Source organism: Gordonia mangrovi, assembly GCF_024734075.1.
Lineage (GTDB): Bacteria > Actinomycetota > Actinomycetes > Mycobacteriales > Mycobacteriaceae > Gordonia > Gordonia mangrovi.
The window spans coordinates 565089-589933 of record NZ_CP102850.1; the positions used below are offsets into that span (position 1 = coordinate 565089).

Genomic DNA, 24845 nt, shown 5'->3' on the forward strand with positions numbered 1-24845 from the left:
TGTTCTCCTTGCTGCTCAGCACTTGTCGGACGGGACGGTCAGGATGCCGGGGCGGGTGCGTCGACGCCGAGACGGTGCGCGCTGCGGCGCAGCGCACGTGTGGTGAGTTCGGCGGCGAGGTGCCGTTTGTAGTCGACGGTGCCGCGACCGTCAGCGGCCGGATCGCAGGCCTGCGCGGCGATCTCCCCCGCCTGCCGCCAGGTCTGCTCCGTCGGGTCCGCGCCGCGCAGCGCGTCGGAGATCGCCGGGATGTCGGTCGTGTTGGCACCGACCGCGGTCAGGCCGACGCGGGCGTCGGCGATGGTGCCGTCGGTCAGCCACAGCGCGGCACCCGCGGCGACCACCGCCCAGTCCCCCGCGCGGCGCTCCACCTTCTCATACGCGCTGGCGCCGCCCGGCCGGACCGGAATCCGCACCTCGGTGAGCATCTCGTTCTGTTCGACGGCGGTCTCGTAGGGGCCGCGATGGAATTCGGCCATGCTGATCACCCGCTCCCCGTCGGCGCCTCGGATCACGCAGCGTGCGTCGAGGGTGGAGCACACACTCGACAGATCCTCTGACGGGTCTGCCTGACAGAGCGATCCGCCGAGGGTGCCGCGATTGCGGACCACCGGGTCGGCGATCACCTTCTCCGCATCGCGGAAGATCGGGAAGGTGTCGAACAGTGGTTCGCTGGCCAGCAATTCGCAGTGACGCGTCATCGCGCCGATGCGCACGTCGTCGTCGGTGAACCGGATGTAGCCGAGTTCGTCGTGCAGATCGTTGATGTCGATCAGGTATTCCGGAGTCGCGAGGCGCAGCTTCATCATCGGCAGCAGGCTGTGGCCGCCCGCGATCAGGCGGGCTTCGTCGCCGAGGCGCCCGAGCAGGCCGATCGCATCCTCCACACTTGTCGCGCGTTCGTATTCGAAGGGGGCCGGTACCTGCATGGTGTCTCCTCTACGGTGAGCTGACGGGCCTGCGGATGATGTCGGGATGGATGTGGTCGGCAAGACGGGTCAGGTTGGCGCCGCTGCCACCGCGGCGCGCGGCGATGATCTCGGCGACGATCGACACGGCGGTCTCGGCCGGGGTGGCCGCCCCGAGGTCGAGTCCGATCGGCGAATGCAGCCGGGCGAGGTCGGACTCGGTCACCCCGGCCTCGCGGAGGCGCCGGATGCGGTCGTCGTGCGTTCGGCGCGAACCCATCGCGCCGATGTAGACGCCCTCGGGTGTCTCGAAGGCCGCCTGCAGTGCGGGAACGTCGAACTTCGGGTCATGGGTGAGGACGCAGATCGCGGTCCGCGAGTCGACGCGACCGGCCGCGGTCTCGGCGCTCAGGTACCGATGCGGCCAGTCCACGACGACCTCGTCGGCGGCCGGGAAACGGTGCCGGGTGGCGAAAACCCCGCGCGCGTCACAGACGGTGACGTGATAGCCGAGGGCCGAGCCGACCTCGGCGACGGCCGCGGAGTAGTCGACGGCCCCGAACACGATGAGCCGGGGCGGCGGCGCGAAGCTGTTGACGAACACGGTGATGTCCTCACCCATCCGACGTGCTCGGGCGCCGTATCGGAGCGTGGACGATTCACCGAGGTCGAGCAGGCCGCGCGCATCCTGCGCGACGACCCGGTCGAGTTCCGCATCGCCGAGACTGCCGCTCACCTCGTCGGGTCCCACCACGAGGTGGCCACCGACCGCCGTCGCGGGGTCGGCGCTGAGCGTCACGGTGGCCACCGCCACCGGCCGCCGCTCTTCGAGCGCATCGGCGAGTCTGTCGAGATGCGGCCAGGTCTGCGCGGAGACAGGTTCGACGAACACGTCGAGGGTGCCCCCGCACGTGAGGCCGACCGCGAAGGCGTCGTCGTCGGCGATGCCGTACCGCTCGGTGGTCGCCACGCCGGAGCTCATCACGTCGCCGGCGAGTTCGTAGACCGCGCCCTCGACGCAACCGCCCGACACGGAGCCGACGACGGTCTCGTCGGTCAGCCGGAGCATCGCCGCGCCGGGCCGGCGGGGGGCCGAGCCGAACGTCGCCACCACCGTGGTCAATCCGACCGTCTCGCCGTTGCGCCAGCGCTCCAGCAGTACGGGCAGCACATCTCGCATCTACACGTCCTCATCTCACCGGCCAGTACTGTGTTCCGGATCACGGTGGCACGACCACGTCCAGTGTGCGCTCGTTTCGGCGGGCGTCAAGCACAACCTCAGTGTTCACTGAAGTCAGGGTGACCTAACGCGTCGACTCAGCGCAGTGAATCCAGCAGGCGGTCGACGAAGGCGGCTTGCGCGGGGTTGAGCTTCGCCCGCGCCGTGGCCGGGTCGACCCACTGCGCGCGGTCGACTTCGGGGAAGGCCTGCATCCGCCCGGAGCGCGGGGGCCACTGCATCTCGAAGGTGTTGCTCGCCACCGTGGCCGTGTCCAGATCTCCCTCGATCGCAAACCCGGTCACGATCTTGCCGCTGGCCAGCGTGACCTCACCCAGTTCGACCGCAGGCACGTCCGGTGGCGCGGTGCCCAGCTCTTCGGTGAATTCGCGTCGCGCGGCGGCCTCCGGTTGCTCGTCGGAGTCGTAGAGTCCTTTCGGCAGCGACCAGGCACCGGCATCTTTGCGCGCCCACAGCGGACCGCCCGGGTGGGCGATCAGTACCTCGATGCCGTCATCGAGGCGCCGGAACAGCAGCAGTCCGGCACTGCGTGTGGGGGTGCGTCGCGCCATGCCATCATTCTGGCCCGCTGCCGCCGACAGCCGTTTCGTCCGGCGACATATATTTTCGCGGAAACATCACCGTCACACGATCGATCGCTTCCGGAAATGCCCGACTCGTAGACACTGCGTATGGCGGTTCTCGATACGATCAAACGCGGCAAGACGACTCCCCACCCGGTGGACGAGATACCGCCTCTGGCGAAGCTCCTCCCGCTCGGTCTGCAGCATGTCCTGGCGATGTATGCCGGCGCGGTGGCGGTGCCGCTGATCGTCGGTGGCGCGATGGTCAGCGCCGGCCAGCTCGAGCAGGGCGACATCGTCCACCTGATCATGGCCGACCTGTTCGTCGCCGGTATCGCGACGATCCTGCAGGCGGTCGGGTTCTGGCGGTTCGGCGTCCGGCTACCGCTGATGCAGGGCGTCACCTTCGCCGCGGTCGGTCCGATGATCACCATCGGACAGGCCCACGGCATCACCGCGATCTACGGTTCGGTGATCTGTTGCGGCCTGTTCATGATCCTGGCGGCTCCCGTCGTCGGAAAGCTCATCCGGTTCTTCCCACCGCTGGTGACCGGCACGATCATCCTCATCATCGGCGTCTCGCTGATGCGTGTGGCGGCCGGCTGGTTCGGTGGCGGCACCGCCACCGGCGAGGACTTCGGTGAGCCCAAGGCGATCGCATTCGGGTTCTTCACCCTCGCCGTCATCATCGCCCTCGAACGTTTCGGCCCCGAACCGATCAAGCGTGTCTCGGTGCTGATCGGCCTCGTCATCGGCACCCTCGTAGCGATCCCGTTCGGCATGGCCAACTGGGATGCCGTCGGCGAGAACCCGTGGGTCGGCATTCCGCAGCCCTTCCAGTTCGGTTTCCCGACCTTCGAGATCTCCTCGATCATCGCGCTGATCATCGTGGCACTGGTGATCATGACCGAGACGACGGGCGACATCGTCGCGGTCGGTGAGATCGTCGACAAGAAGATCACGCCTCAGAAACTCGCCGACGGCATGCGCGCCGACGGTATGGGCACCGTGCTCGGTGGTGTCTTCAACACCTTCCCGTACACCGCGTTCGCCCAGAACGTGGGCCTGGTCGCGATCACCGGGGTCAAGACCCGCCACGTCGCCACCTGTGCCGGCGTCATCCTGGTGATCCTCGGTCTGCTGCCGAAGATGGCCGCCATTGTCGAGGGCATCCCGCAGCCCGTCCTCGGTGGCGCCGGCGTCGCCCTGTTCGGCATGGTCGCCGCCAGCGGCGTGCGGACGTTGAGCAAGGTCAAGTTCAACAACACCAACGTGCTGGTCGTCGCCATCTCGGTGGGTGTCGCGATGCTGACCGAGGCGAAGCTGTACTACACCAACCGCGACCTCGGCGACAGCCCCGTCAACGTGTCGCTGGACCTGTATCACCAGTTCCCCGACTGGTTCCAGACGATCTTCCATTCCGGCATCTCCGCCGGCGCGCTCACGGCGATCCTGCTGAACCTGCTGCTCAACACGAAGAGCACCTCGCCCGATCCAGCGGACTACCACAACACCGGCGAGATCGAGGTGGTCACCAAGGACGGACTGGGCCTGTCGGCAGGCGACGCCATGGGTGCGGCCGCCTTCGACCCGCGCGACGCGCTGGCCGCGGCCAACCCCGACAGTACGCCGGAGACACTGCGCTACCTCGCCGAGCACGACCCGGCGCTGCACACGTTCATCGTCACCAACCCGGCCGCGCCAAAAGATCTGTGCGACTGGATCAAGGCTCAGGGCGATCCCAAGGTGCTACGTCTGTTCGACGACTGGGACGAACACACCGACGGCGGATTCTCCCGGCGCGGATCCTGATCGTCCGGGCAGAACTCGGTTTATCGTTGAATCATGTCCGACAGCCCCCGCGACGATCACCAGCCGGCCGACGCCCTCATCGACGACGACCCGGACCAGCCGCACGAGTACCCACACGACTCGGCGTTCGCCTTCGGCGACGCCAAGCCCATCGGTGAGACCGAACGGATCGCCCGGGAGCGGGCCATCTACGAAGCCGCCCGACATGGCAACGACCTCAACCGAGGGCACGCTCTCGGTGGCACCGACGGGTCCACCGAGGGTCAGTAGATGGAGGTGCTGAGCAGCCGGGTTCTGCTGCGTTCGGCCGACCCCGCGCGCTTGACCGCGTTCTACCGTGATCGGCTCCGGCTGGCCGTGGCCCGCGAATATCCGGGCGGCGTGGTGTTCCACGCGGGCAACGGACTCATCGAAGTACCGGCCCACATGAGCGACAAAGCCTCCGGCGGGGGCGCCGACGCCATCCTGTGGCTGCAGGTGCGCGACATGTCCGCCGCCGAGCAGGAATTGCGGGCTGCCGGGGTCCCGATCGTCCGGGAGGCCCGGACCGAGCCGTGGGGCCTGATCGAGATGCATGTCACCGACCCCGACGACCGCGTGCTCATCGTCGTGGAGATCCCCGACGACCACCCCCTGCGTCGGGACACCCGGTGACACCTCGCTCCCCGATCGGCGCCCATTCACCCATGACAGACTGGACCGCATGAGTGTCTGGACTGCGCCCACGGTGACCGCCCCGGTGGTGGCCACCGTCGAGTTGCCCGGATCCAAGTCGATCACCAATCGCGCATTGATCCTCGCCGCCCTGGCAGATGGCCCCTCGATGGTGCGCGGCACGCTGCGCAGCCGCGACACCAACCTGATGCTCAGCGGTCTGAGCGCACTCGGCGTCGGCGTGCACATCGACCCCGCCGACGACACCACGGTCACGATCGATCCGCACCCGATGGTCGGCGCCGACGTGTACTGCGGGCTGGCCGGCACCGTGATGCGGTTCCTGCCCCCGGTGGCCGCGTTCGCCGACGGCGCGGTCGCCTTCGACGGCGACGAACAGGCCCGCACCCGCCCACTGTCGACCATCCTCGACGCCCTGCGCGACCTGGGCGTGAAGGTGAGCGGCGATCGGCTGCCGTTCACGGTCACCGGCACCGGGTCCGCGTCCGGCGGGGAGGTCACCATCGATGCGTCGGCCTCGTCGCAGTTCGTCTCGGGGTTGCTGCTGTCGGCGGCGCGCTTCGACGACGGAGTGACCGTGCGCCACGCCGGCGGACCGGTGCCCTCGATGCCGCACATCGACATGACCGTGCAGATGTTGGCCGAGTGCGGGGTGGCGGTGGACCGGCCGGATGAGCAGACGTGGCGGGTGCCGCCGTCGACGATCCGGGCGATCGACCGGGACATCGAACCCGACCTGTCCAACGCCGCCGCGTTCCTCGCGGCGGCCGCGGTCACCGGGGGTTCGGTGACGGTGCCACGATGGCCCGCGACGACGACGCAGCCGGGCGCCCAGATCGTCGACATCCTCGCCGAGATGGGCTGTGCGGTCGCACTCACCGATGGTTCGCTGACCGTGCGTGGGCCGGAGAAACTGACCGGGATCAGCATCGACCTGCGCGCCATCGGCGAACTGACCCCCACCGTGGCGGGTCTGTGCGCGCTCGCCGACGGCGAGTCGGTGCTGTCGGGCATCGCGCACCTGCGGGGCCACGAAACCGATCGCCTCGCAGCACTGACCACCGAGATCAACCGACTCGGCGGCGACTGCACCGAAACAGCGGACGGTCTGCGGATCGTGCCGCGACCACTACACGGGGCGAGGTGGGAGTCCTACGCCGATCACCGGATGGCCACCGCCGGTGCGCTCATCGGCCTCGTCGTGCAAGGCGTCACCGTCGCCGACATCCAGACCACCAGCAAGACGCTGCCGGACTTCCCGGGCATGTGGCAGCAGATGATCGGGCACCCCTGAGGTGAGTCGGCGCGCCTCGAGCTACGACGAATCCGACGTCCGGATACGTCCCGGCAAAGGCAGCCGACCTCGCACCAAACAACGACCGAGCCACGACGACGCCGTGTCGGCGATGGTGGTGTCGGTCGACCGCGGCCGTTGGGGCTGCGTCCTCGACGATGACCCGAGCCGCCGGGTGGTGGCGATGCGGGCGCGTGAACTCGGCCGCACCCCGGTCGTCGTCGGCGATCAGGTGTCGGTGGTCGGAGATCTGTCCGGCCGCCCGGACACGTTGGCGCGCATCGTCAAAGTCGCCGACCGGACCACCGTGCTGCGCCGCACCGCCGACGACACCGATCCGTATGAACGCATCGTGGTGGCCAACGCCGATCAGCTGCTGATCGTCACCGCGTTGGCCGACCCGCCACCACGGACAGGTTTCGTGGAACGAGCGCTGGCCGCCGCCTACGTCGGGGGCCTGACCCCGATCCTGTGTCTGACGAAGTCCGATCTCGCCGATCCGGCCGAATTCACCCGGGCCTTCGCCGATCTCGACCTACCGATCGTGCTCGCCGGACGCGACGATCCGCTCGACGAGATCACCGCAGTGCTCACCGGCCGGCTCACGGCACTGATCGGACATTCGGGGGTGGGCAAGTCCACCTTGGTGAATCGTCTTGTGCCGGAAGCAGAACGGGCCACCGGGGAAGTATCCGGTGTCGGCAAGGGCCGACACACCTCGACGCAATCGGTGGTGTTGCCGCTGCCCGGCACCGACTCGTCGCCCCAGGGTTGGGTGGTCGACACACCGGGTATCCGGTCGTTCGGCCTCGCCCACGTCGGACCCGACGACATCGTCGACGCCTTCGACGATCTGCGCGACGCCATCGACAACTGCCCGCGCGGCTGCACGCATCTCGGACCGCCGGCCGATCCGGAGTGTGCGCTGGACGATCTCGCCGGCGCGTCGTATCGGCGTGCGATGGCCGTGCGGCAGTTGCTGATCGCGGTCTCCGGGCAGGTGGCCGAGGAGAACGCGGTCGCCGACGATCAGCCGACCGAGTAGGCCCCCACCACCGCTGGTCGAGTGGTCCGAACCGCTAGGCGAGGACGTATCGAGACCACTGGCGACGCACAAGTGATCTCGATACACGACCTCGGCGCCTCGGCCGCCACTCGATCACCGGGTTACCCACTCGCTCAGCGGGGCTCAGCGATCCACCACCGTCGTCTCGAAGAAATACCGATCCGCCCGGTACGCATGCCGGCCCACCTCGACGACCTTCCCCGCGTCGTCGAAAGCGGTGCGCTGCATGGTGAGCAGCGGCGCCCCCGGTTGGTCGCCGAGCAGGGCGGCCTCGTCGGCGTCGGCCGCCTTGGCCCCGATGCGTTGTCGGGCCAGCCGGATGTGGACACCCCGCCCGCGCAACCCCTTGTAGAGGCCGCCACTCTCGAGTTCCCCGGCGGGCGGGCAGATGTCGGCAGGTAGATGGTTGATCATCAGGGCCAGGGGTTCGCCGCCGGCACAGCGCAGACGTTTGACCGTCACCGACTCGGCCCCCACCGGCAAACCAAGCTCGGTGCGCAACTCCTCGTCGGGTGTTCCGATCCGATACTCGAGCAGTTGAGTGGTCGGATGCATTCCCGCGGTCGTCAGGTCGTCATAGAGGCTGGTGAGCTCCACCGAGCGGTGCACGGGATTCTGCACCACCTGCGTGCCGACCCCCCGCTTGCGCACCACCACGCCCTTGTCGACAAGCTCCTGGATCGCCTGACGGATGGTCGGGCGCGACAGCTTGAGCCGGCCGGCCAAGTCGAGTTCGTTCTCCAGCCGATCCCCGGGCCCGAGGTCGCCCCGCACGATCGCGGCCTCGATGGCCTGGGCTAGCTGGTGGTAGAGCGGCACCGGCGTGGACCGGTCGAGCTCGACCGGAATCTGCATGATCTGGTCCGCCATCGTGTCAGTATGTCATAACAAATAATGTCCGGACCAGGTTTTCTCCAGGTGCCTCCGCGACTTTCCACGTTCGGGCACCCTCAGGTGACCGCCTCGGCCGCCGACCCGCCGGTATCCCGACGACGTGACAGCGCGGCGGTGGTCAACCACGCGGCGATGACACCGAGCACCGCGGCGGGCACGGCGTCGAAGCCCACCGAACCGGTCAGCAGCATGCTGAACAGCAACGCGCTGAACACGAATCCGGTGCCCGCGGTCATCCCCGCGGCCGCACCGACCGCCAGCGCCCAGGTGATGGAGCAGTCGAAGAGTAGGCAGCCGATCGAGGCGATGGCCACCCCGATGAAGATCGCCGGGAAGACCGGGCCGCCGCGGAACCCGCAGCCCAGACAGATCGCGTAGGCGATCGCCTTGAACGCGATGATCACCACGAGCGCGCCGACACCGGTCTCGGCGAGGACCATCGGCACGGCGGTCTGCCCGGAGAACAGCACGTCGTCGATGTCGGCGCCGAGGGCGCGGGCGATCAACGCCAACACTCCCACCGCGACGCCTCCGGCGACGAGGATGCCGTAGCGGCGGCGCTTGTCGAGCGAAGCGGCCTTGTCCACGAATGTGCCGGCCTTTTTGACCTGGAACATGATCACGCTCGCCAGCACGCCGACGACGATGGCGAGCAGCAGGTCAACGACGCGGGTGCCCACGTAGTCCGGCATCTCCGGAACCGCCATCGACATGACCCCCAGCCCGCCCCAGTCGCCGAGCCCGATGAAGATGACATAGCCGACGGCCGCAGCGACCAGACCCGGCAGCAGCGCGGGCAACAACGCTGCCCCGGCGGCGAGCCCGGCCTCGAGTAGGAGCAACCCGGCCACCAGCGGTCCGCCGAACAGCGCTGACACTGCCGAGAACGAACCGGCGGTGGCCAGTACCCGATGCCCCTGTTCCGGGAGTCGCACGAACGGGACGACCACCATGCCGACCGCAGACCCCAACGCGATCAGTGGCGCCTCCGGACCGAGCACCGCACCGAACGCGAGGGTGCCGATGGCCGCGAGTGCGATACCCGGCGCGTACTGCCACGGTGTGGGTGTCACGCCGACACCGTCGAGCGGCGAGTGACCACCTCCGCCGGGTAGGAATGCCGTCGCCATCGCGACCACGATGGCCCCGGCCAACGGAAGCCCGAGCACCAGATACCAGGGCGCCTCGTCGACGCCGAGGTGCCGGGGAAGATCGGTCCACAACAGCTCCTCGAGCCAATGCACGAGCCCGAGAAATCCCCACGCCAGCAAAGCGGCCGGGATGCCGATAACCGCGCCCAGTCCGATCAGCTTCAGGTAGACGACACCCTCGGCGCGATCGGGATGCAGTTCGGCGGTGGTACTCGGCCGCACGCTCTGGGCGGTCACCTCATCGGCACTGGATGCCGGCTGCTGCGCCGAGGCGGCTTCCTGGTCGTCTGCATCGCCGATCGAGCTCATGGGCATCATCCTCCGTCCGACAGGTGGCCGACTCACCTTATCGGCGATCGCCGTTCGGTCGGAGGTACGCGTTTGCGCCCGACTACCCGTCGGGAAGGTTGTACGGCGTGATCACGTGAATCCCCGACGCGACCGGACGCTGATCGCCCGGTAGTGCGCCGTGATAGCGCATCACCGAGTGCGCGACCTGGCGCATGTCGGCACGCAGATCGTGGTGCAGGACCGCGGTCAGGTGTCCACTGAGCAGCAGGGTGCGATTGGCGTCGCCGAGGTCGTGTCCGATGAAGACCTCGCAGGTGCGGTTCGCGTCACGGAATGCCGAGACGATGCCCCGGTTGCCGCCGCCGATGGAGTAGACCGCCCCCACATCGGGGTTCGCGTCGAGTATCCGTGCCGTGAGTAGTGCACAGGTCTCGTCGAGTCCGTCGGAATCGGTCACCTCGACGATCCGACGCTGGGGGTCGTGGGTGCGCATCACCGATCGGAAGCCCATCTCCCGTTCCTCCTCACCGCGCGACATCGAGCTACTGGTCAGCACCAGCACATCGACGTCGACGCGCCGCAGCCACTGGCACATCAGATATGCCGCGGTGGCGCCGGCCGCACGATTGTCCATCCCGACGTAGGCGATCCGGGTACTCATCGGCACGTCGGTGACCAGGGTGATGACGGGGATACGCGCGGCGGTGAGCCTGCCGATGGCCGCCGCGATCTCCGGGGTGTCCGGCGCCTTGAGCACCACGGCGTGGCTGCCCTGGCGGGCAATCGTGTCCAGCGCCGCGATCAGGTCGGCGGTTTGCCAGGTCTCCCGAAGATGAAAGCGGGCCCGCATCACCGCCGGACGCAAGCCCGGCAACTCCTGCTCCAAGGCGTCGCGGACGAGACCGGAGAACTGTCGAGGCGTCTCCATGACCACGTCGATCAGGAACCGCCGCCCGGACAACCGCAGTTGGGTGCGCTGCCGGTCCAGATCCGCGATGGCCTGTTCGACCTGCAGCACCGTCCCCTCGCGAACGCCGGGACGTCGGTGCAGCACCCGATCGACGGTCGCCTCACTCACTCCGGCCTGCCGCGCGATCTCGCGCACGGGATAACGATGTGGCACGTCCCACTCCTGAGGGATTCTTGATGGAAATACGCTCTTGTCCGGACAATACGATCTTGCCATTCTTGGTGACGTGATCACGGCGGAATCGCCGAGGGCCCGATCCACCCCGACGACCACCGGCCAGAAACCTGGCTCGACCACCGACAAGGAGCGCGCGATGACCGTACGCAGCGCAGACACCATCAGCAGCGCCCGGACGCCCCGGGCCGACCGGATCTCTGCGGGCGAGTGCAGCCTCGACGACTTCATCGCGGCGACCCGGCGCACCACCGATCTCGCCGACTATCCGCACGCCGCGAGCACCGAACGCGGCGTCCTGTTCTACGATTCGGCCGCCATCACCGACCTCTCCGGCGAACAGCGCGCGGTCCTGTCCGACGAACTGGCCGACGCGCTGCTGAACGGTCCGGGAATCGTGGTGTTCGCCGGCGCATTCGACGACCGCCATGGGCTCGCCGAGTCAACCGAGGTCTTCACACGGATCATCGAGGATCAACGTGCGTCCGGTGTGGCCAACGGCGATCACTTCGCCAAGCCCGGCGCCAACGACCGCATCTGGAACGCCTTGCAGAAGTTCGCCCAGCGCGCACCGGAACTGTTCACCCGCTACTACGCCAACGACATCCTCAACCTGATCAGCGAGGCCTGGCTGGGTCCGTGGTACCAGGTGACATCGGCGATCAACGTCGTCAATCCGGGCGGCGAGGCGCAGAACCCGCACCGCGACTATCACCTCGGTTTCATGTCCACCGATACCGCTGCGACGTTCCGTGCCCACACCCACCGCCTCTCCCCCGCGCTGACCCTGCAGGGTGCGGTCGCCCATGTCGACATGCCGATCGAGTCCGGTCCGACGATGTATCTGCCGTACTCGCAGACCTATGAGCAGGGGTATCTCGCCTTCAACCTGCCGGAGTTCCGCGAATACTTCGCCCAGAACTACGTTCAGCTGCCGCTGCGGGCGGGAGATGCCGTCTTCTTCAACCCCGCCCTGTTCCACGCGGCCGGCCACAACACATCGTCGGACATCAAGCGGATGGCGAACCTGCTACAGGTGTCCTCGGCGTTCGGTCGCGCGATGGACGCCGTGGACCGCTCGGCCATCATGCGGTGGATCTATCCGTCGGTGCAGGCGCTCGCTGCGACCGGCGACGACCGCGGGGTGGCCCACGTGATCGCCGCGTCGGCCGAGGGCTATCCCTTCCCCAGCAACCTCGACCTCGACCAGCCGCTGTCCGGGCTGACCGGCGAATCGCAGGCCGAATTGTTCGCCCGGGCCATCGCCGACCGCTTTGACACCGAACGCTTCGACACCGAACTGTCGGCGCTGGACCGCCGCCACATCGCATGACCCGAGATCCGGACAAGGACGTCACCCATGACTGATCAACAACATCGCGGCACTGGTCTGCTGGCGGACAAGGCCGTGCTGGTCAGCGGCGGCACGCAGGGCGTCGGTGCCGCGATCGTGCGCGCTGCCGTCGGCGCCGGCGCCTCGGTCGTCTTCAGCGGCCGCAACGCCGAGAAGGGTAAGGCGCTCGCCGCCGAGTTCGACGGTGCGCCACTACGATTCGTGCAGGCCGACCTGACCGATCCACGGATGGCGGCCGACACCGTGGCGGCGACCATCGCGGAGTTCGGCCGGATCGACGGCTTGGTGAACGCGGCCGGCACCACCTCACGCGGGACCCTGCTGGACACCACGCCCGAACTGTTCGACAGCCACGTCGCGATCAATCTGCGCGCCCCGTTCTTCACGATGCAGGCCGCGGTGGCCGACATGATCGATCGCAAAGCGCCGGGCAGCATCATCAACATCATCACCATGTCGTCCTATGGTGGTCAGCCCTACCTCGCGCCCTACGTCTCGACGAAGGCCGGGCTCATCGGTCTGACGAAGAATGCCGCGCACGCGCATCGTTGGGACCGTATCCGCATCAACGGCCTCAACATCGGCTGGACCGAGACCGAAGGCGAGGCCGACATCCAGAAGCGCTTCCACGGCGCCGACGACAGCTGGATCGACGACGCCAACGCGTCGGTGCCGATGGGCAAGCTCGGACAACCCGACGAGATCGCGGACTTCGTGGTCTTCCTGCTGTCGGAGCGCAGTGGAGTGGTCACCGGGTCGGTCATCGACTGGGACCAGATCGTGATGGGAGGGATCGACTGATGGGACTGACCGTAGGGGTCATCGGACTCGGACGGATCGGCGGCTTCCACGCCGACACCCTCACCGCGCTGCCGTCGGTGGCCGAGCTCGTGGTGACCGACGCGAATCCGGCGGCGGTGGCGGCGACCACCGACCGGTTGGCCTCGGCACGGGCGGCCTCCGATGCCGACAGCCTGCTCAACTCCGAGATCGACGCGGTGGTGATCGCCAGCGCGACCCCCACGCACGCCGAACTCATCGAGAAGGCAATCGCCGCAGGGATTCCCACGCTGTGCGAGAAGCCCATCGCGTTGTCGGTGGCCGAGTCGGCCGAGGTCGTCGCCCGCGTCGCCGATACCGACGTCCCGGTGACGATCGGTTACAACCGCAGGTTCGATCCCGCGATGGCGGCTGCCCGGTCCGCGGTGGATGCCGGTGAGCTGGGCTTCATCACCACGGTACGGTCGACGACACTGGATCCGGCGCCCCCGCCGGCCGCGTACGTGGCGGCATCCGGCGGGATCTTCCGCGACTGTGCGGTGCACGATTTCGACACCGTGCGTTGGCTTCTCGATGACGACGTGGTGGAGGTCTATGCCACCGGCAGCAATCAGGGCGATCCGCTGTTCGCCGACGTCGGCGACGTCGACTCGGCGTCGATTCTGCTGCGATTCGCCCGCGGCACCACCGGGGTGGTGTCGGTGACCCGATACAACGCGCGGGGTTACGACTGCCGCCTGGAAGTCCATGGCAGCACCGACAGCGTCGTCGCCGGGTGGGATCCCGCGACACCGGTACGGAACATGCAGGCCGACTGCGCTTTCCCGGCCGCTGAGCCGCACCGGTTCTTCATGGACCGCTTCGCCGCCGCCTATCGCGCCGAACTCGCCGCGTTCTGCGCATCGGTGATCGACCCGTCGACGACGGCAACCTCCGCGCCCTGCACCGCGCAGGATGCGCTGGAGGTGGCGCTGATCGCCGAGGCCGCCACCCGATCGGTCGCCACCGGCCGGGCGGTCCTGATCGACGAGATCCGGGACGCGTTGGTACCGGCACGCTGAAATACCGACCGCATCCGACCACCGAGCATCACCAGACCACCCAGCAACACCAAAGGGATTCATCGATGACCACCACCGACCTCCGTATCGCCGCCGCCCCGATCTCCTGGGGTGTCTGCGAAGTCCCCGGATGGGGATATCAGCTCAGCCCCGAGCGCGTCCTCGGCGAGATGCGTGCACTCGGCGTCACCGCCGCCGAAACCGGTCCCGAGGGCTTCTTGCCCAGCGCCCCGGCCCAACTGCGTGACACGCTGGCCGCCTACGACCTGCGGTGTGTGGGCTCCTTCGTGCCGGTCGTGCTGCACCAGGCCGGCCATGATCCCGCGCCGGCGGTGAACGAGGTGCTCGACCGCCTGGAGACCTCCGGCGGTGACGTACTGGTGCTGGCCGCGGCCACCGGGGTCGACGGCTACGACGATCGTCCCGACCTGACCGACGCGCAGTGGGACACGTTGCTGGCCAACCTGGATCGACTCGACGAACTCGCCTCGTCCCGCGGGGTCACCGCGGCCCTGCATCCGCACGTCGGCACGATGATCGAGAAGCGTGACGAGGTGTACCGGGTACTGGAGAACACCACCATCGGGCTCTGTCTCGACACCGGACACCTGCTGATCGGCGGAACCGACCCGCTGAAGATGACGCAGGCCTACACCGACCGCATCACCCACGCCCACCTCAAAGACGTGCGGATCGATCTGGCCGAGAAGGTGCAGCGAGGCGAGATGACCTACACCGACGCGGTGGCGCAGGGGATGTATGTGCCACTCGGCGCCGGCCAGGCGAAGGTCGGCGAGGTCGTCGCGACGTTGGTCGACGCCGGATTCCACGGTTGGTTCGTGCTCGAACAGGACACCATCTTGACCTCCGAGGCCGACGGTGATGCCGCCGCGGGCAATGTCGCGGTGTCGATGTCGTTCCTGCGCAGGGCTGCTGCGCGTCCGGTGCAGGTGTGACCGAGGTGTCGGAGGTGACCGGGGTGTCGGAGGTGACCGGGGTGACCGAACCGTTGCGGATCGGACTGCTCGGCGCGTCGCGGATCGCCGAGTCGGCCATCGTCGGGCCCGCGCGGACGTTGGGACACCGGTTGGTGGCCGTCGCCGCCCGCGACCGCGGCCGCGCGGAGGCGTTCGCCGACAAATACGGTGTCGAGCGGGTGCTCGACTCCTATACCGCGGTGATCGATGATCCCGAGGTCGACATCATCTACAACCCGCTGGCCAACGCGCTGCACGGGCCGTGGAATCTCGCCGCGATCCGCGCCGGTAAGCCGGTGCTGTCGGAGAAACCCTTCGCACGCAACGAGACCGAGGCACGGGAGGTGGCCGCTGCCGCACGGGCTGCCGGCGTTCCGGTGCTCGAGGGTTTCCACTATCTGTTCCACCCGTTGATGGCACGCACCATGGAGTTGCTCGACGCGGGTGCGATCGGCGACATCGCGCACGTCGACGTGATGATGGCCATGCCGCCTCCCGACGACCACGATCCGCGATGGTCCTATGACCTCGCCGGCGGCGCGCTGATGGACCTGGGCTGCTATGCGCTGCACGTGTCGCGCCTGCTCGGCCGCTGGTGTGGCGGGCCGCCGGAGATCACCTGCGGCCGCGCGTCGCTGGCCAGCCCGCAGATCGACAAGTCCTGCGTGCTGGATCTTCGCTACCCCAACGGCGCCGCCGGCCTGCACGCGGTGTCCATGGTGGCCGGCGAGTTCGTGTTCAGCCTGCGGATCGTCGGTGACGAAGGCAGCCTGTTCCTGCACGACTATCTGGCCCCGAACCGCGACGATCGGCTGACCATCGTGTCGTCGAGGGACGGCACGGTCGGAGTCGAACGGCTCGGCACCCGGTCGACCTACACCTACCAACTCGAGGCCTTCGCCGACACGGTACGCACCGGCGCCGCCCTGCCCATCGACCTCGACGACGCGGTGGAGAACATGCGCTACCTCGACGCCGCGTACCGGGCCATCGGTCTGCAGCCGAGGTGAGTGGCCCGAGTCTTCCGAGGAATATCGGTTCGCGCCGCGACTGTTGTCTTCGGTAGCATCAACAACCGCGACTGGCGTAGCCGGGATCGACCGGCGTGGAGCGAACTGAGTCAGACATCGACCGCCTGGGTGTCTGCGACGGTGAACGCTGGAGGACAGTTGCCATGAATTCCCGCACGCAACCCGACGTGAACGGCACCCGCCATCGGGTCGTCATCATCGGGTCCGGTTTCGGCGGACTGACCGCCGCACGACAACTGGCGAAGGCCGATGTCGACGTGACGGTGATCGCCCGCACGACACACCATCTGTTCCAACCGCTGCTCTATCAGGTGGCCACCGGCGTCATCTCCGAGGGCCAGATCGCTCCCCCGCTGCGGGTAATCCTGCGTGAGCAGGACAACGTCCGCGTCGTTCTCGGCGATGTGGAGTCCATCGACATCGACGGTCACACGGTGACCAGCCGGCTACTCGAACGTGTCACCACCACGGCCTACGACAGCCTCATCGTGGCCGCAGGTGCCGATCAGTCCTACTTCGGCAACGACCGGTTCGCCGAGTTCGCCCCGGGCCTCAAGACCATCGATGACGCACTCGAGTTGCGCGGCCGCATTCTCGGCGCGTTCGAACAGGCCGAACTGTCCACCGACCCGGCCGAGCGAGAACGCCTGCTCACCTTCGTGGTGATCGGTGCCGGTGCCACCGGGGTGGAGATGGCCGGACAGATCGCCGAGATGGCCACTCGGACACTGCGTGGCGCGTTCCGCAACATCGACTCGGCCGATGCCCGGGTGATCCTGCTCGACGCCGCGCCCACCGTGCTGCCACCCTACGGCGGAAAGCTCAGCACGCGGGCCACGGATCGGCTGGCACGCAACGGCGTCGACATCCAGTTGGGTGCGATGGTCGTCGACATGGACTACCACGGTCTGGTGGTCACCGACGCCGACGGCACGCGTCGACGCATCGAGAGCCAGTGCAAGGTGTGGTCGGCCGGTGTGGCGGCCAGCCCACTGGGACGCCAGTTGGCCGAGCAGAGCGGTGTCGACCTCGATCGTGCCGGCCGGGTGAAGGTGGGTGCCGACCTGACGTTGCCCGGTCATCCCGAGGTCTTCGTCGTCGGCGACATGATGGCCGTCGACGGCGTCCCGGGTATGGCTCAGGGCGCGATCCAGGGCGCCAAGTACGCGGCGTCGGCGATCAAGGACGGCCTCAAGGGCACATCACCCGCGGCGCGGAAACCGTTCTCGTACTGGGACAAGGGCTCGATGGCGACGATCGCCCGCTTCAGTGCGGTCGCGAAGATCCCCGTCCCCGGCACCTCACGCCACATCGAGCTGGCCGGATTCCTGGCCTGGATCGGATGGCTGGTGCTGCACCTGGTCTACCTCGTCGGTTTCCGTAACCGGTTCACCACAGTCGTCGACTGGTTCTTCGCGTTCACCAGCCGCAGCCGCACCCAATTGGCGGTCACCGAACAGCAGGTGTTCGCGCGCAACGCGATCGAAGAACTCGAGGAACGCACCCGACTCGACGACGCCGCCTGAGCGCTCCTCGCACACGTCGTAGAGTTCTTCCCCCGGGTATCGTTTCGTCCCCCTCGTGCTCGCGGGGGACGAAATGATCTCTGGGGGAAGAACTCTCACCGAGAGTCGCGCGTGCGGACCACTTTGCCGGCTTCGCGGGCCTTGTGGGCCCAGGTGTCGCGGGCGTCGGGAGGCAGTGCGATGAAGATGGCGTCGATCTCCGGATCGTCGATGAGGTCTTCGTAGATGCCGTAGCTGACCATGATGCCGAGCCGGTCGGCGATCTCCCAGGCCACCGCCGTCGACGAACTCGCCACCACTTCGATGGGTCCCGTCAGCACGCCGGGTGTGCCGAGTTCGTGCACCAGATTGTCGTCGCAGTCGTCGGCGAGCAGTCCCCAGCGGAGCAGGCCCGGCTGCGACGAGCCGGTCAGCGCGTCGACGGGCGGGGCGGTCGTGGCACGCACCATCAGTTCGGGCTCGAGCGCCCGGGCGCCGTAGAAGCCACACCCACCGGTGTCCGGGTGGTCAGTCGAATCCCCGACCAGCGACTTGACAGCGTCCACCGCCGCCGCGGCGAGGCCGGGTACGTCCTGGCGGACGGTGGTGAGATTGAGATGTCCGAGTACTGCGTGCGGCCCGTCGTCATAGCCGACGACCGACATGTCCTCTGGTATCCGGATGCCGCTGTGCCGCATGACGTCGATGAAGCCGATTGCCATCCGGTCGTTGGCCAGGAACACCGCGGTGGGCAGATCGCCCTCGGCGAGGAGCCGTTCGGCGGCCAACGCACCCGCTTCTTCGGTGTAATCGCCGACCAGGGTTCGGCATTCGTCGCGGTACCCGGCCGCTGCCATCGCGCCGAGATAACCGCGCAGCCGCTCCGAGGCGCACGGGTGATCGCCACCTTCGACGTGCGCGATCGAGGTGTGCCCGAGGTCGATGAGATGCTGTACCGCCATTTGCGCGCCGCGCCACTCGTCGGTTCCCACCGTGACGGCGGTCAGGTGTGGTAGTCGTTCGCCGACGACGACGATCGGGACCGCCACGTCGAACCGGTCGTCGTATTCCGCACCGATCACGATCACGGCCGCACACCCCTGCTCGGCGAGATCGGCGACCGCGCGTGGTCGGTCGCGTGACGATGTGTGCAGACCGAGCGCGAGTCGATATCCGGCCGCGTCGGCGGATATGTACATGCGATCGATCAGATCCGCTTCGAACGGGCTCGTCGCTCCGAACACCACCCCGATCAGCCGCGTCATCGCCTACCTCTTTCTGTTGTCGCACAACCTTTGTCGCACAACTCATGTCACAACGTATCCCGACGAGACCCGCCCGGCCAGGAATCGGCCGAGCGGGCCTCGAACGGCTTCGTCTGCTCAGCGCCGCAACTCGTGGCTCAGCGAGTCGAGTTCGTCGCCACCCGCCATCTGCTGGGTCAACTCCTCGAGGGTGATCTCGTCGTAGGTGCAGTCCAGCTTCTGGCGACCGCGGTTGAGCAGTACGAAGTGGTCGCCCACCATGTGCGCGTGATGCGGGTTGTGCGTGATGAACACGACGCCGAAGCCCTGATCCCGCGCGGCCGAGATGTAGCGCAGTACGGTACCCGACTGCTTGACACCAAGCGCGGCGGTCGGCTCGTCGAGGATCAGCACCCGCGCACCGAAGTAGATGGCCCGCGAGATGGCCACACATTGACGCTGACCGCCCGAGAGCGAGCCGATCGGTGCGTCCACGTCGGGCAGGTCGATGCCCATCTTGTAGAGCTCTTCTTTCGTGGTGGCCCGCATCGACGGGATGTCGAGCATCCGGAAGGGCCCCTTGCGCAACTCCTGGCCGAGGAAGAAGTTGCGCCACACCGGCATCAGTCCGACCACCGCGAGATCCTGGTAGACCGTCGCAATCCCGCGCGCCAGTGCGTGTTTCGGCGACTCCAGATGGGTTTGCTCGCCGTCGATGAGCAGGTCACCCTCGGTCTGCTGGTGCAGGCCGGCCATGATCTTGATCAGGGTGGACTTGCCGGCGCCGTTGTCGCCGAGCACGCAGGTCACCTCACCGGAGTGCACGCGCAGGTTGATGCCCTTCAACGCGATGATCGCGCCGTAGGACTTGCCGATGTCCCGGAACTCGATGAGCGGCACCTTGCCGCCGCTGGAGTCCGAGTCGGACCGGGTTTCGATGGCTGAACTCATATCCTCGTCACCTCTTCGCCGCGTAGTTGCGGAAACTGTTGTTGGCGATCACCGCGAAGAGCAGCATCGCGCCCATGAAGAACTTGAACCAGTCGGGGTTCCAGCCGGCGTAGACGATGCCCTGGTTGACCATGCCGAAGATGAAGGCACCGATCGCCGCGCCGACCGCGGTGCCGTATCCGCCGGTGAGCAGGCAGCCGCCGACGACCGCGGCGATGATGTAGAAGAACTCGTTGCCCACGCCCTGACCCGACTGCACCGTGTCGAAGGCAAACAGCAGGTGCATGCCGACGAACCAGGCACAGAAGCCGACGAACATGAACATGCCGATCTTGACGCGGGTGACCGGCACACCCACGGCACGTGCCGAGTCCTGGTTGCCGCCGACCGCGAAGACCCAGTTGCCCACGCGGGTGCGCATCAACACCCACGTTGCGACCAGGGTGAACACGATCCACCACACGACGGTCATCCGCACCGACACTCCGAAGAGGGTGAACGACGAGGCGAACACCTTGTGCGCGGAGTCGAAGCCCTGCATGTCGGAGATCGACGGGGTCGCCACCTGGCCGGTCACCAGCTTGGTGACCGCCAGATTGATACCGGTGAGCATCAGGAACGTCGACAATGTGATCAGGAACGAGGGGATCTTCGTCTTCATCACCAGGAAGCCGTTGAAGAAGCCGACGGCCAGCGCCAGGATCAGCGCGAGGAACGCCCCGAGCCAGACGTTGAGATGCAGGTTGTAGGCCAGCATCGACGCGGCCAACGACGAGAACGTCACCGCGACACCGGTGGAGAGGTCGAATTCACCTCCGATCATCAGCACCGCGACCCCGCAGGCCATGATGCCGATCGTCGAACTCGCGTACAGCACCGTCGCGAGTGCCTCCGGCGTTCGGAACGGCGGCGCGACGATGAGGAAGAAGATGAAGATGGCGATCGCGCCGAACAGCGCACCGATCTCCGGCCGCAGCAGCAGCCGCTGCAGGGGCTTTTGACGTTTCACCCGTTCATCGGTGACGGGTTTGTGGGTGGACAGGTCGAGATCTGCTTGCGTACTCATGGTTTCCCTCCAGCGGGCCGCGTCAGCGGGTGCCGTTCTCGGCGTATTCGGCCACGGCGTCGATGTTCGACTCGTCGATGAAGGCCGGTCCGGTCAGCACGGCCTCGCCACCGCCGATGGTGTTCGCATTGGTGAGGTTGAGCCAGAGAGCGTCGACGGCTTCGTAGCCCTGCACGTACGGCTGCTGATCCACCGCCCACTTGACCTCGCCGTTCTGGATCAGCGGCACCAGCGCGGCGTTGGTGTCGAAGGTGACGATCTCGGCCTGCGAGCCGGCGTTGCCTTTGGATTGCACCGCGGTCTGCGCGATGGGTGCGCCCAGGGTCACCACCGTGTCGATGGACGGATCCTGCTGCAGCTTCGCGGTCATCGTCGCCTCCACCGACGGCATGTCCTTGCTGTTGACGTTGAGGATCTCGAAGCCACCTCCGGTGAAGCCCTGACGGACTCCGGCACAGCGGGATTCGAGTGCGACCTGCCCCTGCTCCTGGATCACGCAGAGCACCTTCTTGCGACCCTCCTGCGTCAGACGTTCACCTGCGGTGCGACCGGCGAGGGTCTCGTCCTGACCGAAGTACTGCTGCACGCCCATCTCCTTCCAGTTATCGAAACCGGAGTTGAAGGCGACGACCGGGATGCCGGCCTCGATCGCGCGTTGCACGGCCGGAGCCATCGCGTCGGGCTTGGCCAGCGTCAGTGCGATCCCATCGACCTTGCTGTCGATGGCGGTTTGTACCAGGTTGGCCTGATTGGGCGCCTCGGGGTCCGACGAGTACTGCAGATTGATGTTGTCCTTCTTGGCCGCCATCTCGGCGCCCTTGCGGATCAGGTCCCAGAACGAGTCACCCGGCACCTCGTGGGTGATCATCGCGATCGTCAACTCCGGGGTGCCCGCGTTGCCGTAACCGCCACCGTCGCCGCCGTCATCGTCGGGGGCACCACCCGTGCTGGAACAACCGGCCACGATCAGCATCGCAGATGCGCATGCGGCGGCCATCGCGACGAGCCGACGCGGCCGCCGGATCCGACGACGTTCAGTGGAGTGCATCGTTGTCTCTTCCCTTCGATCCGAGAGTGTCATCGGCGCCCTGTCCGAGCAGTTCCCGTACCGGGACTTCTCAGGGAGTTTCTGTTCGGGCGAACACTCTTGTGGACTAGATGTAATACCCGTCACACCAGAGATGTCAAGACTTTGTCCAGACATTCGGATCTAGGAGGCGGTGGGAACCGTCCGCAATGCGCGCTCACCGGCCGCCGCGGGCAGGCGCCAGGCCCCCACCGCACAGACCGCCATCAGCACCCCGAGCAGCACGAAGGCCGCCGAGTAGGCGCCGGCGGGCAGCACATCGAGGCGTGCGAACACCGAGATCGCCACGGCGGCAAGCGCGACCCCGAACGCAGCGCCGAGTTCCTGCACCGCGGCGTGCACCGCGTTCGCGTCGCTGAGCTCCGCGGGCCCGACGTCGGCGAACGCCAGGGTGTTGTATGCGGAGAAGCCGATCGAGCGGAGCGCCCCGGAGATCACCAAGACCGTGCCGATCACCACCGCCGACGTGGTTGCGCTGAGCAACGCGAGAGCCCCGAAGGACACCACCGACGCCATCAGGTCCGCCACCAGCACCCGTCGGATGCCCCAGCGTCGCATCAGTGGTGTGGTCAGCGGCTTGATGACGACGTTGCCGACGAACAGCGCGGTCACCATTGCGCCCGCGGCCACTGCCGACCAGCCGAAGCGCAGCTGGAACAGCAACGGCAACAAGAACGGCACCGCGCTGATCCCGATGCGGTACACGGTGCCGAACCCGACCACCGTGGCGAAGGAGCGCACCTGCAGCACATCAAGATTCAGTAGCGGATGTGGGGCCGACCGCATCCGCCGCAGCGCCACCACGCCCAAGATCGACCCCGCGAGCGCACCGAGCGCGACCACCCACCAGCGCGGATCGTCGGCGGTCAGTTCCTGCGCCGCGAACATCGCCGCGCCGACCGCCGCGGTGGTGCACAGCACCCCGAGCACATCGAGTCGGCGTCGTGTCGTGTCCGAGTCCGCGGGCCGACACCAGCAGAACGCGGCGATGATGCCGACCAGGCCGATCGGCAGGTTGATCGCGAAGATGACCCGCCACGACGCATGCGTGACGATCGCTCCGCCGATCAACGGTGCCACCACCGGCGCCACCAGGGCCGGCCACGTCAGGTAGGCGATCGCCCGCACCAGTTCACCGCGCGGCACCGTGCGCAGGACCGCCAGCCGTCCGACCGGCACCATCATCGCGCCGCCGGCCGCCTGCAGCACCCGCATCGCCACCAGGGTCGTGAGATCCGGGGCCAGCGCGCAGCCCGCCGACGCGAGGGTGAACACCGCGACCGCGACCAGGAACACGCGGCGCACACCGAACCGATCGGCCACCCACCCCGACAGCGGGATCAGCACCGCCAGGGTGATCAGGTAGGAGGTCGCGATCACCGTGGCATCGAGCGGACGCACTCCGAGATCGGCAGCGATGGCCGGCAGCGCGGTCGCGACGATGGTGGCGTCGAGGATCTCCATGAACATCGCCCCGGCCCCGAGCAGGGCGAGCGCATACGGGAAGTCCGCAGATGCCCGGGCGGTGCCCGCCCGCCCGAGCAGACGCCGCGTGCTCACCTCATCGACGCGGGGGCGATCCAGGTGCCCTCACGCACCGACGTCGTCATCGCATCGAGCACCTCCGCCGCGCGCACCGCATCGTCGATGGTGGCGCCGGCGCGCGTGGGCTCGGCGATCGATTCACAGAAGCGGGCCGCCTCGATCACCTTCAGGTCGTCATAGCTCATCGGATTGGCCGCGCCGGGCTGGAACGCCGCGTAGTCGCCGCTGCCGGGACCCACGAACCGCGTGGCCACCGACAGATCCTGATAAGCGTCGCCGGCACCGACCTCCAGTTCACCCATCCGCCGGTAGTCCCACCGCACGACCCCCTTGGTGCCGTGGATCTCGAACCCGTAGGAGTTCTGCGCACCGACGGACACCCGGCTGGCCTCGAGCACACATCGGGCACCGCCGGCCATGCGCAACTGCGCCGAGACATAGTCCTCGTTCTCGACCGGACCGCGCTCACCGCCGGAGGCGAGCTGGTGACCGGCCGTCGCTCCGGTCGGCTTGGGGCGCTCGGCGACAAAGATCGCGGTGTCGGCGACCAGCGACTCGATGTCGCCCAACAGGAACCAGACCAGATCGGCGCCATGCGAGGCGAGGTCGCCGAGGACACCGTTGCCGCCGCGATCGCGCTGGAAGCGCCAACTCAATGCACCGTCGGGATGTGCGGCATAGTCACTGAACAACCGGAACCGGGCGTGGGTGACCTCACCGATCTCGCCGGCGGCCACCAGTTCGCGCGCCGCCGCCACCGCGGGCACGTTGCGGTAGTTGAACCCGACGGCGGTTCGGACGCCGGCCGTCGCGGCCGCCGACGCCACCGCCCGCGCATCGGCGGCGGACAACCCGACCGGCTTCTCGATCCACAGGTGCTTGCCCGCCGCCGCGACGGCGCAGCCGATATCGCGATGCAGGAAGTTGGGGGCGGTCACACTGACGGCACCGATGGTCGGGTCCGCCACCAGCTCACGCCAATCGGCGACCGTGGCCGGTACGTCGAACTGGGCGGCGGCCGCTGCGGCCCGATCGGTCACCTCGTCGGCGATGACCATCAGCCGCGGCACCGGCGTGAGGTCGGGATAGTGATGGCGGATACGCGCATAGGCCGCAGCGTGCGCCCGACCCATCCACCCGAACCCGATGATGCCGACCGGCAGGACGACGCCCGCCTCGTCATGCACGTCGTTGCGCGCGGCCGCA

At 67.7% G+C, this 24845-nt stretch carries 23 protein-coding genes; 11 read left to right on the forward strand and 12 right to left on the reverse strand.

The features are described from left to right. Positions 1–38: 38 nt before the first annotated feature. From NWF22_RS02750 to NWF22_RS02760, 3 genes are all read right to left on the reverse strand, one after another. Positions 39–929 carry an FAD binding domain-containing protein gene (locus NWF22_RS02750; protein ID WP_160900736.1) on the reverse strand — a complete coding sequence of 297 codons (891 nt, stop codon included), beginning with the start codon at positions 927–929 and terminating at the stop codon, positions 39–41. Positions 930–939: 10 nt separating this feature from the next. Continuing rightward, on the reverse strand, positions 940–2088 hold the full coding sequence (locus tag NWF22_RS02755; protein WP_160900735.1) for an XdhC family protein: 1149 nt from the start codon (positions 2086–2088) through the stop codon (positions 940–942). Between the two features lie 137 nt (positions 2089–2225). Beyond that, positions 2226–2699, reverse strand: a complete 474-nt coding sequence (locus NWF22_RS02760) for an NUDIX hydrolase (protein ID WP_160900734.1) — start codon at positions 2697–2699, stop codon at positions 2226–2228. Between the two features lie 120 nt (positions 2700–2819). Here NWF22_RS02760 and NWF22_RS02765 point away from each other — a divergent pair, with 120 nt between their 5' ends. Genes NWF22_RS02765 through rsgA form a run of 5 tightly spaced genes read left to right on the forward strand, consistent with a single transcriptional unit; the run spans position 2820 to position 7537 of the window. Beyond that, entirely contained in the window at positions 2820–4523 is a 1704-nt protein-coding gene (locus NWF22_RS02765) for a nucleobase:cation symporter-2 family protein (RefSeq protein ID WP_160900733.1), read from the forward strand. A gap of 33 nt (positions 4524–4556) precedes the next feature. Next, positions 4557–4793, forward strand: a complete 237-nt coding sequence (locus NWF22_RS02770) for a hypothetical protein (protein ID WP_160900732.1) — start codon at positions 4557–4559, stop codon at positions 4791–4793. After that, the gene (locus NWF22_RS02775; protein ID WP_160900731.1) at positions 4794–5177 is read left to right on the forward strand and encodes a VOC family protein; all 384 of its coding nucleotides are present in this window, start codon (positions 4794–4796) and stop codon (positions 5175–5177) included. A 49-nt stretch (positions 5178–5226) separates the two neighbouring features. Next, the gene (aroA, locus tag NWF22_RS02780; RefSeq protein WP_160900730.1) at positions 5227–6492 is read left to right on the forward strand and encodes a 3-phosphoshikimate 1-carboxyvinyltransferase; all 1266 of its coding nucleotides are present in this window, start codon (positions 5227–5229) and stop codon (positions 6490–6492) included. A 1-nt stretch (position 6493) separates the two neighbouring features. Then, positions 6494–7537 (forward strand): ribosome small subunit-dependent GTPase A, encoded by a 1044-nt coding sequence (gene rsgA / locus NWF22_RS02785; protein WP_160900729.1) that lies wholly within the window; start codon positions 6494–6496, stop codon positions 7535–7537. A gap of 144 nt (positions 7538–7681) precedes the next feature. Here the strand turns inward: rsgA and NWF22_RS02790 are convergent, their stop codons facing one another. The 3 genes from NWF22_RS02790 to NWF22_RS02800 form a co-directional block, all read right to left on the reverse strand. Further along, positions 7682–8413 carry a GntR family transcriptional regulator gene (locus NWF22_RS02790; RefSeq protein WP_160901406.1) on the reverse strand — a complete coding sequence of 244 codons (732 nt, stop codon included), beginning with the start codon at positions 8411–8413 and terminating at the stop codon, positions 7682–7684. A gap of 95 nt (positions 8414–8508) precedes the next feature. Beyond that, positions 8509–9912: a chloride channel protein gene (locus NWF22_RS02795; RefSeq protein WP_160900728.1), complete on the reverse strand. Its 1404-nt coding sequence runs from the start codon at positions 9910–9912 to the stop codon at positions 8509–8511. Between the two features lie 82 nt (positions 9913–9994). After that, positions 9995–11017, reverse strand: coding sequence for a LacI family DNA-binding transcriptional regulator (locus NWF22_RS02800; protein WP_160900727.1), 1023 nt, complete (start codon positions 11015–11017; stop codon positions 9995–9997). 160 nt (positions 11018–11177) lie between these two features. Here NWF22_RS02800 and NWF22_RS02805 point away from each other — a divergent pair, with 160 nt between their 5' ends. The 6 genes from NWF22_RS02805 to NWF22_RS02830 all read left to right on the forward strand — a co-directional run bounded on the left by NWF22_RS02805 (position 11178) and on the right by NWF22_RS02830 (position 17767). After that, complete coding sequence (locus NWF22_RS02805) at positions 11178–12371, forward strand: phytanoyl-CoA dioxygenase family protein (protein WP_160900726.1); 1194 nt, start codon at positions 11178–11180, stop codon at positions 12369–12371. A gap of 27 nt (positions 12372–12398) precedes the next feature. Further along, positions 12399–13193: an SDR family oxidoreductase gene (locus NWF22_RS02810; protein WP_160900725.1), complete on the forward strand. Its 795-nt coding sequence runs from the start codon at positions 12399–12401 to the stop codon at positions 13191–13193. Further along, positions 13193–14233 carry a Gfo/Idh/MocA family protein gene (locus NWF22_RS02815; protein ID WP_160900724.1) on the forward strand — a complete coding sequence of 347 codons (1041 nt, stop codon included), beginning with the start codon at positions 13193–13195 and terminating at the stop codon, positions 14231–14233. The genes NWF22_RS02810 and NWF22_RS02815 overlap by 1 nt, the downstream gene beginning before the upstream one ends. 65 nt (positions 14234–14298) lie before the next feature. Then, complete coding sequence (locus NWF22_RS02820; RefSeq protein WP_160900723.1) at positions 14299–15189, forward strand: sugar phosphate isomerase/epimerase family protein; 891 nt, start codon at positions 14299–14301, stop codon at positions 15187–15189. Next, entirely contained in the window at positions 15186–16220 is a 1035-nt protein-coding gene (locus tag NWF22_RS02825) for a Gfo/Idh/MocA family protein (protein WP_258321308.1), read from the forward strand. Before NWF22_RS02820 ends, NWF22_RS02825 begins: the two co-directional genes overlap by 4 nt. Before the next feature lie 164 nt (positions 16221–16384). Then, positions 16385–17767: an NAD(P)/FAD-dependent oxidoreductase gene (locus NWF22_RS02830; protein ID WP_160900722.1), complete on the forward strand. Its 1383-nt coding sequence runs from the start codon at positions 16385–16387 to the stop codon at positions 17765–17767. A 95-nt stretch (positions 17768–17862) separates the two neighbouring features. Here the strand turns inward: NWF22_RS02830 and NWF22_RS02835 are convergent, their stop codons facing one another. The 6 genes from NWF22_RS02835 to NWF22_RS02860 all read right to left on the reverse strand — a co-directional run bounded on the left by NWF22_RS02835 (position 17863) and on the right by NWF22_RS02860 (position 24772). After that, positions 17863–19011, reverse strand: a complete 1149-nt coding sequence (locus NWF22_RS02835) for a LacI family DNA-binding transcriptional regulator (RefSeq protein ID WP_160900721.1) — start codon at positions 19009–19011, stop codon at positions 17863–17865. A gap of 117 nt (positions 19012–19128) precedes the next feature. Then, complete coding sequence (locus tag NWF22_RS02840) at positions 19129–19941, reverse strand: ATP-binding cassette domain-containing protein (protein ID WP_160900720.1); 813 nt, start codon at positions 19939–19941, stop codon at positions 19129–19131. A gap of 7 nt (positions 19942–19948) precedes the next feature. Beyond that, the gene (locus NWF22_RS02845) at positions 19949–21007 is read right to left on the reverse strand and encodes an ABC transporter permease (protein WP_160900719.1); all 1059 of its coding nucleotides are present in this window, start codon (positions 21005–21007) and stop codon (positions 19949–19951) included. A gap of 22 nt (positions 21008–21029) precedes the next feature. After that, positions 21030–22004 (reverse strand): substrate-binding domain-containing protein, encoded by a 975-nt coding sequence (locus tag NWF22_RS02850; protein WP_233750968.1) that lies wholly within the window; start codon positions 22002–22004, stop codon positions 21030–21032. Between the two features lie 213 nt (positions 22005–22217). Continuing rightward, positions 22218–23654, reverse strand: a complete 1437-nt coding sequence (locus NWF22_RS02855) for an MFS transporter (RefSeq protein ID WP_309249730.1) — start codon at positions 23652–23654, stop codon at positions 22218–22220. Continuing rightward, positions 23651–24772 carry a Gfo/Idh/MocA family protein gene (locus tag NWF22_RS02860; RefSeq protein WP_233750967.1) on the reverse strand — a complete coding sequence of 374 codons (1122 nt, stop codon included), beginning with the start codon at positions 24770–24772 and terminating at the stop codon, positions 23651–23653. Before NWF22_RS02860 ends, NWF22_RS02855 begins: the two co-directional genes overlap by 4 nt. Between the last annotated feature and the right edge of the window lie 73 nt (positions 24773–24845).